Annotated in this window: 12 protein-coding genes and 2 pseudogenes; 9 read left to right on the forward strand and 5 right to left on the reverse strand. The window is 65.6% G+C overall.

What is annotated here, in order from left to right; translation table 11 throughout:
- Both N878_RS01715 and N878_RS01720 read left to right on the forward strand, forming a co-directional pair.
- Positions 1-247 (forward strand): annotated as a pseudogene (locus N878_RS01715) (HAD family phosphatase); the annotation flags it as partial.
- A 117-nt stretch (positions 248-364) separates the two neighbouring features.
- Positions 365-631: a DUF4404 family protein gene (locus N878_RS01720; protein ID WP_021441956.1), complete on the forward strand. Its 267-nt coding sequence runs from the start codon at positions 365-367 to the stop codon at positions 629-631.
- A gap of 175 nt (positions 632-806) precedes the next feature.
- Here the strand turns inward: N878_RS01720 and queF are convergent, their stop codons facing one another.
- Positions 807-1637 carry an NADPH-dependent 7-cyano-7-deazaguanine reductase QueF gene (queF, locus tag N878_RS01725; protein WP_021441957.1) on the reverse strand — a complete coding sequence of 277 codons (831 nt, stop codon included), beginning with the start codon at positions 1635-1637 and terminating at the stop codon, positions 807-809.
- Positions 1638-1892: 255 nt separating this feature from the next.
- Between queF and N878_RS01730 the strand changes: the two genes are divergently transcribed.
- The 3 genes from N878_RS01730 to N878_RS01740 all read left to right on the forward strand — a co-directional run bounded on the left by N878_RS01730 (position 1893) and on the right by N878_RS01740 (position 3187).
- Complete coding sequence (locus N878_RS01730; protein WP_031302570.1) at positions 1893-2615, forward strand: 1-acylglycerol-3-phosphate O-acyltransferase; 723 nt, start codon at positions 1893-1895, stop codon at positions 2613-2615.
- Between the two features lie 112 nt (positions 2616-2727).
- Positions 2728-2922, forward strand: a complete 195-nt coding sequence (locus N878_RS01735) for a hypothetical protein (RefSeq protein WP_021441959.1) — start codon at positions 2728-2730, stop codon at positions 2920-2922.
- A gap of 19 nt (positions 2923-2941) precedes the next feature.
- Positions 2942-3187, forward strand: a complete 246-nt coding sequence (locus tag N878_RS01740; protein WP_021441960.1) for a hypothetical protein — start codon at positions 2942-2944, stop codon at positions 3185-3187.
- Between the two features lie 45 nt (positions 3188-3232).
- On the opposite strand, the gene N878_RS01745 is transcribed toward N878_RS01740, so the two are convergent.
- The gene (locus N878_RS01745) at positions 3233-3958 is read right to left on the reverse strand and encodes an amidotransferase (RefSeq protein ID WP_021441961.1); all 726 of its coding nucleotides are present in this window, start codon (positions 3956-3958) and stop codon (positions 3233-3235) included.
- A gap of 607 nt (positions 3959-4565) precedes the next feature.
- Between N878_RS01745 and N878_RS01750 the strand changes: the two are divergent.
- From N878_RS01750 to N878_RS26555, 3 genes and pseudogenes are all read left to right on the forward strand, one after another.
- Positions 4566-5225: pseudogene (locus N878_RS01750) on the forward strand (hypothetical protein).
- A gap of 360 nt (positions 5226-5585) precedes the next feature.
- Positions 5586-5777 (forward strand): type III secretion system co-regulatory protein PtrC, encoded by a 192-nt coding sequence (gene ptrC / locus N878_RS01755; protein ID WP_021441964.1) that lies wholly within the window; start codon positions 5586-5588, stop codon positions 5775-5777.
- Between the two features lie 10 nt (positions 5778-5787).
- Positions 5788-6015, forward strand: coding sequence for a PepSY domain-containing protein (locus N878_RS26555; protein WP_082457768.1), 228 nt, complete (start codon positions 5788-5790; stop codon positions 6013-6015).
- Between the two features lie 54 nt (positions 6016-6069).
- Here the strand turns inward: N878_RS26555 and N878_RS01760 are convergent, their stop codons facing one another.
- From N878_RS01760 to N878_RS01770, 3 genes are all read right to left on the reverse strand, one after another.
- Complete coding sequence (locus N878_RS01760) at positions 6070-8214, reverse strand: 3-hydroxyacyl-CoA dehydrogenase NAD-binding domain-containing protein (protein WP_021441965.1); 2145 nt, start codon at positions 8212-8214, stop codon at positions 6070-6072.
- Positions 8215-8230: 16 nt separating this feature from the next.
- Positions 8231-9436, reverse strand: coding sequence for an acetyl-CoA C-acetyltransferase (locus N878_RS01765; RefSeq protein ID WP_021441966.1), 1206 nt, complete (start codon positions 9434-9436; stop codon positions 8231-8233).
- Positions 9437-10012: 576 nt separating this feature from the next.
- Positions 10013-10900: an AEC family transporter gene (locus N878_RS01770; RefSeq protein ID WP_021441968.1), complete on the reverse strand. Its 888-nt coding sequence runs from the start codon at positions 10898-10900 to the stop codon at positions 10013-10015.
- 110 nt (positions 10901-11010) lie between these two features.
- Between N878_RS01770 and N878_RS01775 the strand changes: the two genes are divergently transcribed.
- Complete coding sequence (locus tag N878_RS01775; protein WP_021441969.1) at positions 11011-11805, forward strand: cytochrome c; 795 nt, start codon at positions 11011-11013, stop codon at positions 11803-11805.
- Positions 11806-11958: the final 153 nt, after the last annotated feature.

Raw genomic sequence — 11958 nt, forward strand, 5'->3', positions numbered from 1 at the left:
GCTGCTGCTGCGCGCCGGACTCAATGCCGGCTGCTGGACCATCGGCCTGGCCGCCTGCGGCCCGCTGTGCGGCCTGGCGCCGGCCGACTGGCAAGCCCTGAGCGGCAGCGAGCGCGAATGCCTGCGGGCGCAGGCCACGCTGCAGCTGTATCGCCTGGGCAGCCACTCGGTGATCGACCACCTCGGCGAAATCGGCCCGAGCCTGGCCGATATCGGCATGCGGCGCAGCAAGGGGGAAAAGCCCTGAGGCGGTTTGATCGAGATCAGGCAAAGCCGGCAGGCTTGGAGTACCCTTGAACACAGGTAGAAACCTTGGACCGCAGTTCGAGGTCAATGCCTATGTCTTCAGACAAGGGAGAACCCCATGCCAGCACGCGACCTGCAGCAGCAACTGGAAACCCTGCGCGATCAACTGGCCCAGGATCCGCCGCTCAGCGAGGAAGAACGGGCATCGCTCTACGTCCTGACCCAGGAGATCGAACTGCAACTGGCGCGCCAGGCGGCGGCCGCCCCCGACGCCACCCTGGTGGACGGCGTCAACCTCGCGGTGGAGCGCTTCGAAGCCAGCCACCCGACCCTCGCCGGCACCCTGCGCAACATCATGCAGAGCCTGGCCAATATGGGCATCTGAACCGGCCAGCGGGCTCGCTGCACGCCAGGAGCATCGCACAGACCGCAACCCGGATTGCATCCGGGCTACGACGCCGAATGCCGCTCGCCCGCTGCCGGGGCAGCGGCATTTTTCATCACTGGGTTTTACCGGACACCCAGGCCGCAGCATGCGCTGCAGCCGTTCCTGCCATCGACTACTGGCGCACCAGGCGGGCATTGTCCGCGGCGAGCGCCTCGGTACTGCGGTAGGGATTGATATCCAGCCCGCCGCGGCGCACGTAGCGCGCGTAGACCGTCAGCGCCTGCGGCTGCAGCAGGCGCTGCAGGTCGAGGAAGATGCGCTCGACGCACTGCTCATGGAAATCGGCATGCTGGCGAAAGCTCACCAGATAGGCCAGCAGGCTGGCGTGATCCAGCGCCGCGCCGCGGTACTGCACCACCAGGCTGCCCCAGTCCGGTTGGCCGGTGACCGGGCAGTTGGACTTCAGCAGGTGGCTGTGCAGGCTCTCCTCCACCACGCGCTCCGGGTCGCAACGCAGCAGTTCGGGTTGCGGCTGGTCGTAGCGGCTGACGCTGATGTCCAGCTCGTCGATACAGACGCCGGGCAAGACCGCCACGCCCTCGCCGGCCACCTCGGCCAGGCTGCGCAGGCGCACCGCCACCGGCTTGCCGGCCACCGCCGAGAGGTCGCGCACCAGGGTCGCCTGCACCTCGGCCCAGGTCGCGTAGGACGTCTGGTTCAGCGAGTTGAGGTAGAGCTTGAAGGATTTCGACTCGATGATGTGCGGCGAGTCGGCCGGGATGGCGAACTCGCCGATGGCCACCACCGGCTTGCCCGAGGGCAGCAACCAGGACAGCTCGTAGCAGTTCCAGTAGTCCACGCCCCGGTACGGCAAGTGCTCGCCATCCAGGCCCAGCTCGGCCCATTTCGCCGCGCGCGGGATGGGAAACAGCAGCGCAGGGCTGTACTCGGCGATGTACTGGCTGGACTTGCCCAGCGGGGAGTGTTCGGCGGGGTGCTGCATGGCGGGGGATCCGGGTCGGCAAAAACCCGGGGAGTTTAATCGCTTTGCCGCCAGCTTGTCGTTGCCGGGCGATGGCCGCCAGGGCTGCCGGCCCCGCATGAGCGCGCTGGAGATCACCCCGAGCCGGCCCAAGGGCCGCGCGCGCCCTGACATTCCCGGACGTTGCCGCTCGCCAGCCGGCCGTTCGGCGCAATTGCCCGACAGAGTGAACGCCCGTACACTGCGCGGCCTTTTTCCCTGACGGTCGTACCAATAATGCTCTTTGTTCTGCGCATGCTGCTGATGGGCGTGCATTTCATCCTCGCCGGGCTGGTCGGCCTGCTGATTGGCCTGTGCCGACCGTTCAACCCGGACAACAGCCGCCTCTGCGCTCGCCTCTATTCCCTGCCGGCCCTGTGCCTGCTGCGCCTTAAGCTTAAAACCGAGGTACGCCCGCTGCTGGAGCATCGGCGCGCCTGCGTGATCATCGCCAACCACCAGTCCAACTACGACCTCTACGTGCTCGGCCGCGTGGTGCCGCGGCGCACCGTGAGCATCGGCAAACAGAGCCTGAAGTGGCTGCCCTTCTTCGGCCAGCTGTACTGGCTGGCCGGCAACGTGCTGATCGACCGCAGCAACCCGGCCGCCGCCAAGCGCGCCATGCTGACCACCACCGAAACCCTGCGTCAGCGCGACACCTCGATCTGGGTGTTCCCCGAAGGCACGCGCAACCTGGGGCGCGGCCTGCTGCCGTTCAAGAAAGGCGCATTCCAGATGGCCATCGCCGCCGGCGTGCCGATCATCCCGGTGTGCGTCAGCAACTATGCCAAGGCCATGCGCCTGAACCGCTGGGACAGCGGCCGCATCCTGATCCGTTCGCTGCCGGCGATCCCCACCGCCGGCCTCAGCCTGGACGACATGCCCGCCCTGATCGAACGCTGCCAGCAGGCGATGAGCGACTGCATCGCCGCCATGGATCGCGAGCTGGCGCAGGCCTGACGCGACAAAGCATCAGCCTGATCGATAGTTACTCTTAAGATCATCCATTATTCGTTCGAAATGACTTGAGCGACTCTGTGCCCACGCGATCCCATCGACGTGGAGCACAGAAATGTCCAACCTCGCTCAAGCCGCCCGCAACGGCGCCCTCGCCGCCATCGGCCTGTACCTGATCATCACCTCCATTGTGCTGGCGCTGAGCTACGCCAGCCTGCAGCAGAACGCCCCCAGCATCGACCAACCGGGGCCGCTGCACAGCCTGGCCAGCCGCTTGCCGCCGCTGCTCGGCGCCCTGTCGCGCAGCTGAAGCCGGAGCCCGTCACACCATGAGAAGGCAACGCGGCCGCCTGCTACTGCTCGCCAGCCTGGCCCTGCTGACCACCCTGTTCGCCCTGCTCGGCATCGGCAAAGGTTCGGCCGGCGCCATCGCACGTAACATCGAATGCAGCCACAAGCTGGCGCACCAACTCGACCTGGCCGAGAGCCTCAAGCTGCAGCCCGGGACCCCGCCGCCAGCGAGGAGCAGAAGGCTGTCGCCGCACTTCGTCCTGCAACATCCGCTACAAGCATGAAAAAGCCCGGCATGCCGGGCTTTTTCAGGTTGCTGGGGCGAGGACTCAGGCCTTGGCCTGCTTGCCCTGGGCGACGAAGCGCATCATCCACTCGGCCACCGTACTGCCCTGCTGGTGATGCTTCAGGCTCTCCACTCCCTGCTGGTAGACCTGCTCGCCGAGATGCTGCTGACGCAGGTCGAGCAGCGCCTTGGAGTAGTCGTGGACGAACTCGGGGTGGCCCTGGAAACACAGCACCTGATCCTCGATGTGGTAGGCGCCGATTGGGCAGAAGTCGCTGGTGGCCAGCAGCGTGGCCTTCTCCGGTAGGCGGGTGACCTGGTCCTGGTGGCTGATCAGCAGTTGCAGCTCGTCCAGCGCCGGGCTCATCCAGGCCGGCTGGTTCTCCAGACGGTAGCTGTGCACGCCGACGCCCCAGCCCTGCTCCGCACGCTCGGCCTTACCGCCGAGCAGCAGCGCCAGCAACTGATGACCGAAGCAGATGCCGAGCAGCTTGTCGCCGCGCTGATAGCGCTCCAGCAGGTAGGTCTTGAGGGTCTGAATCCAGGGCTCGGCGCCGAAGGAGTCGGCCTTGCTGCCGGTCACCAGGTAGGCGTCGAACTGCTCGCTGTCCGGCGGGTAATGCCCCTCCACCACGTTATAGACACTGAACTCCGCCGCAACAGGCTGCTGGGCGAACAACTGCTCGAACATGCGGCCATAGCCCTGATACTGGTCGACCAGTTCGGGGCGGAGGATGTCAGTTTCCAGGATGCAAATACGCAGTGACATGAGGTTTCCTGAGGTGAACGCCGAGGGAGGGTGATTCGTGCGTTTTTCTTAACATATGAACCTGCCCAAGGAAATAGCGTTGCCGCTCAAGGGATGGGTTATCGCCGCCGTCCGCGACGACCGGAATCGCCGCGCCCATCGTCAAGAAAATTTGACGAACCGTTCAAGGCCCAGCCGGGAACGATACCGCCCGTCGCGCCGACTCAACGGCGCCGGGAAAGCGGCGGACGCAACCAGAATGGGCTTTCTGGTCAAAAAATGCTCAGCCGATCACAGAGCCGGGGGCCAAAGTCGACGAACGGCTGCTCAAAAATTGAACTATGGCCCTTACCATTGCTCCTACAGTCGTGGGCCCCTCCCCCGGCTTGGGCATGCGGCCCACCCCCGAGCTCCACACTCCCCCCTGAATCTGGAAGATTCCTTGACCGCAAGAGATTGCGTCGGTGGTTGGTTATTGCCCAGACAAAGGAGAACTTCTGCAACTCATAATTAGCAGAACCGTGACAAGCAACATTTATTAATCGAATAAATTCGAGTCGGCGCCAACTTAGCAAGTTCAGGTGCACGTACATCTTTTACTTATTAATTGCAGAACACGAGGTACCCCATGGATCTTTACACCTTTCTGATTTCGGCACTACAGCAAAAGGAAACCATGGAGCTGATGCGTCTAGGGATAGTCTAGGTTCACCTGATCGCCTGCTGCGTGGCAGTCGGCCTGGTGCTCACCAGCGACATCGCCATGGTCAAGCAACTGCTCAAGGGCGAAGGCGCCAAGCAGTGCAGCGAACACCTGGAACATCTGAAGAACGTGGTGGGCCTCTCGCTCCTCGTGCTCTGGATCAGCGGCCTCGCCATCATCGCTCTGGACGCCTCCAGCGCCGGCATGCAGTACTTCCTCAACCCCAAGCTGCAGGCCAAGATCAGCATTGTCGTGCTGCTGACCATTAACGGCGTGGTGCTGCACAGCCTGGTGCTGCCGGCCCTGCAGAAGACCGGCTCGCTACTCAAGCTGCCGGTGAGCATGCGCAACCTGGCGATCTTCTCCGGCGCGCTGTCCGGTGTGTCCTGGTTCTATGCAGCCCTGCTCGGCGTTGGCCGCCCGCTGGCCTGGAAATACTCGCTGGTCGAGCTGATGGCCGCCTACCCGCTGATGATCGTCGGCGGCGCCCTGGCCATGCTGGCCCTGACCAAGTGGTCGATGAGCCGCAGCGATGAGCATCATCAGAACTGGATGCAGAGCAACTACGCCCTGGCCACCCGCTGACCGAAAAGGGCGAACAGGGATGTTCGCCTTCACTTATAAAGTTGCCACTCGCAGCAACTTTACTTTTATATATAGCCCGCGCCTTCGTATAACTTTCCCGCGCAACTTGTAACCCCTGCCTTCTTCGTCTGCGGCTCTTATCAGCGCGCTCGATAGTCACCATAAATGCCTTCGACTTCTGTCGTCCGCACGCCTGTCGGATGATCGCGGCATCGGGCCCCTGCCCACTCGCCCAGAAGGACAATGCCATGAGCCGTTACGCCGCCCTCGCCAGTCTGTTCGCCGCCACCGCCTACCACGGCAGCAGCGCCCCACGCCCCGCTCCGGCGGACAAATCCAGCGTTAAGTGAGGCCGTCATCATGCACAGCCAGCTCAGCCTGGACGCCTACGGCGTCACTTATGCCCAATTCGACGGGCACCGCCTGCAGTTCGAAAGCGAAGCCGCCCTGCAACTGGAAGACGGCAGCATGCTGACCCTGCGCATGCCGACCCGCCACAGCGAAATACTGGCGATCCACGAAGCGGTCCGGAGTTGGCGCCAGGCCGCCTGATGCTGGCGGTCTGCTGCTGGCCGGCAACGCCCTGGCGGATCGTCCCGGCAGCGACTGGATCAGCATCGAAGACGCCCTGAGCAAGGCCCGCGCGGCCGGCTACACCGAGCTGCACAAGATCGAGGCCGACGACGAGGGCTACTGGGAAGGCGAAGGCCTGAAGCAGGATGGCCAGCTCTACGAGTTCCGCATCGACGGCAAGAGCGGCCAGGTCACCCGCGACCAGCTGGAGAACTGATCCAACCAATGAGAACGGCCCTTGCGGGCCGTTTTTTATCGGTCCTGCTCAGCCTCAGAAGGTCTCGCCCCTGGCGGCCTTCTCCAGCAACAGCGCCGGCGGCAGGAAGCGCTCGCCATACTGCTCGGCCAGGTACTGGGCGCGGGCGACGAAGTCCTTCACCCCGTATTGGTTGATGAACTGCAGCGCGCCGCCGGTCCAGGCGGCGAAGCCGATGCCGAAGATCGAGCCGATATTGGCGTCGGCTACCGACTTCAGCACGCCCTCCTCCACGCAGCGCACCGTCTCGATGGCCTGGATGAACAGGATGCGGTCGCGCACGTCCTCCTGGGAGATCTGCGCATCGGCCTTCTCGAAGCGTGCCTTGAGCTGCGGCCACAGGTGCTTCTTGCCGCCCTCGGGGTAGTCGTAGAAGCCACCACCGGCGGCCTTGCCCGGGCGCTTGTACTCCTTGAGCATCAGGTCGATCACGGCGAACGCCGGGTGCTCGGGAATGCTCTTGCCTTCGGCGGCCAGATCCGCCACGGTCTGCTTGCGGATATGGTCCATCAGGCTCATCGACACTTCGTCGCTGATCGCCAGCGGACCCACCGGCATGCCGGCCTTGCGTGCCTCGGCCTCGATCATCGCCGCGCTGACGCCCTCGCCGAGCATGGCGATGCCCTCGTTGGTGAAGGTGCCGAACACTCGCGAGGTGAAGAAGCCGCGGCTGTCCTCGACCACGATCGGGGTCTTCTTGATCTGCAGCACGTAGTCGAAGCCACGGGCCAGGGTCTCGTCGCTGGTCCTGGCGCCCTTGATGATCTCCACCAGCGGCATCTTGTCGACCGGGCTGAAGAAGTGCAGGCCGATGAACTTGTCCTGCTTCTGCACCGCGCCGGCCAGGCCGGTGATCGGCAGGGTCGAGGTGTTGGAGGCGATCACCGCATCGGCTAGCGCGGCGGCCTCGGCGGCAGCAGTCACCTTGGCCTTGAGCTCACGGTCCTCGAACACCGCCTCGATGATCAGGTCGCAGCCGGCGAAGTCGGCCTCGCTGGCGGTCGGCGTGATGCGGGCGAGGAAGGCGTCGCGCGCATCCAAGGTCATGTGGCCCTTGCTCACCTTCTTGTCGAGCAGCTTGGCCGAGTAGGCCTTGCCCTTCTCGGCCGCCTCGACGGACAGGTCTTTGAGCACCACCTCGATGCCGGCGGCCGCCGACACATAGGCGATGCCCGCGCCCATCATGCCGGCGCCGAGCACACCGACCTTCTTCGTCACGTACTGCGGGAAGCCCTGCGGGCGCGAGCTGCCGGCGTTGATCTCGTTGAGCTGGAACCAGAAGGTGCCGATCATGTTCTTCGCCACCTGGCCGCAGGTCAGCTCGGTGAAGTAGCGCGCCTCGATGATCTGCGCGGTGTCGAAGTCGACCTGGGCGCCCTCCACGGCGGCGCACATGATCTTCTCCGGCGCCGGGAAGCAGCCCTTGGTCTTGTCACGTAGCACGCTCGGCGCGATGGCCAGCATCTGCGCGACGTTCGGCGAGCTCGGCGTGCCGCCGGGAATCTTGTAGCCCTGCACGTCCCACGGCTGCTTGGCGCTCGGATTTGCGGCAATCCAGGCGCGGGCCTTGGCCAGCATCTCCTCCGGGGTGGCGGCGATGTCGTGGATCAGGCCGGCCTTGAGCGCGGCGTCCGGGCGTACCTTCTTGCCTTCGGCCAGGTACGGCAGCGCCTTCTCCAGGCCGAGCAGGCGCACCATGCGCACCACGCCGCCACCGCCCGGCAGCAGGCCGAGGGTCACTTCCGGCAGGCCCAGCTGCACGCTGGCGTTGTCCAGGGCGATGCGGTGGTGGCAGGCCAGGCAGATTTCCCAGCCGCCGCCCAGGGCGGCGCCGTTGATCGCGGCCACCACCGGCTTGCCCAGGGTCTCCAGGCGGCGCAGCTGGCCCTTGATGCCCAGGACCATGTCGTAGAACGGCTTGGCGTCGGCCTTGGTGACCTTGATCAGCTCGTTGAGGTCGCCGCCGGCGAAGAAGGTCTTCTTCGCCGAGGTGATGATCACGCCGGCGATCGCGTCCTTCTCGGCCTCCAGGCGCGCGACGGTCTGGCCCATGGCCTCGCGGTATACCGCGTTCATGGTGTTGGCGCTCTGGCCGGGCATGTCGATGGTCAGGACGACGATATTGTCCTGGCCCTTTTCGTAACGGATGGCGTCAGTCATTTTTCTTATCTCCGCCTCAAACTCGTTCGATGATGGTGGCGATACCCATGCCGCCGCCCACGCAGAGGGTGGCCAGGCCGTAGCGCAGCTCGCGCTTCTCCAGCTCGTCGAGCAGGGTGCCGAGGATGGCGCAGCCGGTGGCGCCCAGCGGGTGACCCATGGCGATGGAGCCGCCGTTGACGTTGACCTTGCTCTCCGGCACGCCCATGTCCTTCATGAACTTCATCACCACCGAGGCGAAGGCCTCGTTGACCTCGAACAGGTCGATGTCCTCCACCGACAGGCCGGCCTTGGCCAGCGCCTTGCGCGTGGCCGGCGCCGGGCCGGTGAGCATGATGGTCGGGTCGGTGCTGGTCACCGCGGTGGCGACGATGCGCGCACGGGGCTTGAGGCCCAGCTCCTTGCCCTTGGCCGCGGAGCCGATCAGCATCAGCGCCGCGCCATCGACGATGCCGGAGCTGTTGCCCGGCGTGTGCACGTGCTCGATGCGCTCGACATGGCTGTAGACGCGCAACGCGGTGGCGTCGAAGCCCATCTGGCCCATCATCTCGAAGCTCGGCTTGAGCTTGCCCAGGCCTTCGAGGGTGGAATCGCCGCGGATAAATTCGTCGTGGTCGAGCAGCACGATGCCGTTCTGGTCGGTGACCGGGATCAGCGACTTGGCGAACGAGCCATCGGCACTGGCGCGCGCGGCCTTGTGCTGCGAGCGCAGGGCGAAGGCGTCGACGTCGCTACGGCTGAAGCCTTCCAGGGTGGCGATCAGGTCGGCGCCGATGCCCTGCGGCACGAAATTGGTGTGGATATTGGTTTCCGGGTCCATCACCCAGGCACCGCCGTCCGAGCCCATGGGAATGCGCGACATGGACTCCACGCCGCCGACCACCACCAGGTCCTCGAAGCCCGAGCGCACCTTCATCGCGCCCAGGTTCACCGCCTCCAGGCCCGAGGCGCAGAAGCGGTTGAGCTGCACGCCGGCGACGCTGACGTCCCAGTCGGCGACCATCGCCGCGGTCTTGGCGATATCGGCACCCTGGTCGCCCACCGGGGTCACGCAGCCAAGGACGATGTCGTCGACCTGGCTGGTGTCCAGCTCGTTGCGCGCTTGCAGGGCGCCCAGCAGGCCGGCGATCAGGTTGACGGGCTTGACGCTGTAGAGCGCGCCGTCCTTCTTGCCCTTGCCGCGGGGCGTGCGCACCGCGTCGAAAATATATGCTTCGGTCATGGCGTCCTCGAGGGTCGTGCGGCGCTCGGCAGCGCCTGTTCTTATTGAGCCTCCCTACCATAGCGCCAGGCGCCAAGCGCTCAATGACCGAAGCGCTCAGGCCCATTGACCGCTGAGCTCAGACGAACGGTCGTTTAGTCCGCGCACGCCGGCGAAGCCCAAGCAAGGCGTCTGCCTCCGGGCTCGCTGGTGGATGGCCAGAGGCCATGCATAGCCCGAAATTCCTAGCAGCCCGCTGCTAGCAACCAAGTCATCTAAAGGATCTGTGACGCCAGCCCTAGAGTTACTCCTGCACCCGTCGCGAAACGGGCGCAGGGAACCGCCGCCGGGTCATGCCGGGGCGGTGAGTCAGACCACGCTAAGGCGTGACGCTGCAGCCCGCAGTGCGCTATCGCGGGCATCCGACGCCACACCAATAACAACAAAAGGCATGCGGCCATGTTCAAACAGCCGAAATACCGCCAAGCCGGCGTAATTCTTTTCGCCACGGCGGTCGTCCTGATCCTTCCCAACCTGACCCGTCTGGTCAGCTGAACTCGTCAACCACCCCGCACGCGCGCTGTCGCCGTGGCGCGCTCAGCGCAGTGCGGGCATCCACCACGCCAACAGCAGCGGAATCAGCGCGAACGCCAGCAGGGTCGAGCACAGCACCAGGCTGGCTACCTGCTCGGGCGAGCGTCCGGCGCGCACGGCGAACAGGTAGTTGAACACCGCCACCGGCATCGACGACTGCAGCACCAACACCGCATGCACCAGCGGCGGCAGCGCCAGCAGCCAGCCGATGGCCCAGGCCAGCGCGGCGCCGCAGAGGATGCGCAGCAGCCCCAGCAGCAGGCCGCTGCCGATATGCTGCACGCGGATGCTGGCCAGCGACACGCCGAGGGTGATCAGCATCAGCGGGATGGTCATGCCGCCGAGCAGGTCGACGGTATTGGCCAGCCAGCGCGGCAATTGCAGGTCGAGCAGCAAAACCGGCAGCACCAGCGCCAGGCTGATCATGATCGGGTTGACCAGCAGGCCCTTGAGCGAGCGCTCGGCGCCGGACAGCAGCATGCCCAGGCTGAAATGCCCCACCGAGAGCACCAGGAAGAACGCCACCGCCAGCGCCAGGCCAGGCTCGCCGAAGGCGAACAGCGCCATCGGCAGGCCCATGTTGCCGGAGTTGGGGAACAGGTAGGCCGGCACCAGCACCTTCCAGTCGATGGCGAACAGGCGGCTCAGCAGCAGGCCGATCAGGCCCATGCCCAGGGTCACCAGCACGCAGGCCTGGGCCATCTCGGCGAAGGCGGCGCTGTCCAGCTCGGCGCGGCTGAGGGTCGACAGCACCAGACAGGGCGTGCCGATATTGAGCACCATGCGCGCGACGAAATCGGTCGGGTAGGCATGCCCCTTGCGCGCCCAGCCATAACCGATGCCAGCGGCGATCAGCACCGGGGCCAGAACAGCGAACAACTCGGCCAGCATGGGGCTCTCCCGCCAATCAAAAGGACGCATGCTAGACCGCCGAGGCGGCGCGGGCAATTGTGCTAGGGTGGCATCGACACGACGCCTCAACCCATGACGGAGCCCCAGGTTTGAACGCACTCGCGCCCCTGCTCGCTCTCTTTCTGCTCGGCACCACCCAGGCTGCCGAACTGCATATCCAGCTCGGCAGCGGCGAGCGCACCTGGCAAACCGCCGAACTGCTCGCCCACCCGCAGGCGCAGAGCGTGGAGATCGCCGAGGACGTCAGCTACAAACGCGGCATGCGCTACCGCGCCGTGCCGCTGAGCGCACTGCTCAATGGCATCGCGCCGGGCGACCACCTGCAGGCCGTGGCCCTGGACGGTTTTGCCGCCGAGCTGCCGGCCGCCAGCCTGCTCGCCAGCCAAGGCGCCAAAGCCTGGTTGGCGGTGGAAGACCCGGCCCAGCCCTGGCCGCCGCTGGGCCAAGGTAAACCCAGCGCCGGCCCCTTCTACCTGGTCTGGACCGACCCGGCCGCCAGCCAGATCGGCCCGGAGCAATGGCCGTTCCAGGTATCGCGCATCCGCCAACTGGCGCCGGTGGCGCAACGCTTCCCCGCCCTGCTACCGGCCGCCGACGCCAGCGCCGAGGTGCAGGCCGGCTTCGCCCAGTTCCAGAAACACTGCCTGGCCTGCCACCGCCTCAACGGCGCCGGCGACTCCGCCTTCGGCCCCGACCTGAATATCCCGCACAACCCCACCGAATACCTCGGCGAGGCGTTCCTGCGCCTGTACATCCGCGACCCGCAGAGCCTGCGCAAGTGGCCGCAGGGAAGGATGCCGGGGTTCAGCGAAGCGGTGCTGAGCGAGCGGGAGCTGAACGAGTTGCTTGGCTATCTGCAGCACATGGCCAAGCACAGGCGCTGAACCCTCGCCAGCGGGCCGCATTCAGTCGCTGGCCGGCGCATAGAGCTGAAAGCCCTCTGCCCATTAGGAAAAAGCCCGTCGCAAGGACGGGCGCAAAGTGCCGTAAACACATGGAGACAAGCGGACGCGCTGGCGCGTCGGGCGTTACAGGAT

This window comes from Pseudomonas sp. EGD-AK9 (assembly GCF_000465935.2).
Lineage (GTDB): Bacteria > Pseudomonadota > Gammaproteobacteria > Pseudomonadales > Pseudomonadaceae > Aquipseudomonas.

Coding starts and splice junctions, on each gene's coding strand:
- N878_RS01720 (WP_021441956.1), top strand. CDS start 365: ATGCCAGCACGCGACCTGCAGCAGCAACTGGAAACCCTGCGCGATCAA.
- queF (WP_021441957.1), bottom strand. CDS start 1,637: ATGCAGCACCCCGCCGAACACTCCCCGCTGGGCAAGTCCAGCCAGTAC.
- N878_RS01730 (WP_031302570.1), top strand. CDS start 1,893: ATGCTCTTTGTTCTGCGCATGCTGCTGATGGGCGTGCATTTCATCCTC.
- N878_RS01735 (WP_021441959.1), top strand. CDS start 2,728: ATGTCCAACCTCGCTCAAGCCGCCCGCAACGGCGCCCTCGCCGCCATC.
- N878_RS01740 (WP_021441960.1), top strand. CDS start 2,942: ATGAGAAGGCAACGCGGCCGCCTGCTACTGCTCGCCAGCCTGGCCCTG.
- N878_RS01745 (WP_021441961.1), bottom strand. CDS start 3,958: ATGTCACTGCGTATTTGCATCCTGGAAACTGACATCCTCCGCCCCGAA.
- ptrC (WP_021441964.1), top strand. CDS start 5,586: ATGCACAGCCAGCTCAGCCTGGACGCCTACGGCGTCACTTATGCCCAA.
- N878_RS01760 (WP_021441965.1), bottom strand. CDS start 8,214: ATGACTGACGCCATCCGTTACGAAAAGGGCCAGGACAATATCGTCGTC.
- N878_RS01765 (WP_021441966.1), bottom strand. CDS start 9,436: ATGACCGAAGCATATATTTTCGACGCGGTGCGCACGCCCCGCGGCAAG.
- N878_RS01770 (WP_021441968.1), bottom strand. CDS start 10,900: ATGCTGGCCGAGTTGTTCGCTGTTCTGGCCCCGGTGCTGATCGCCGCT.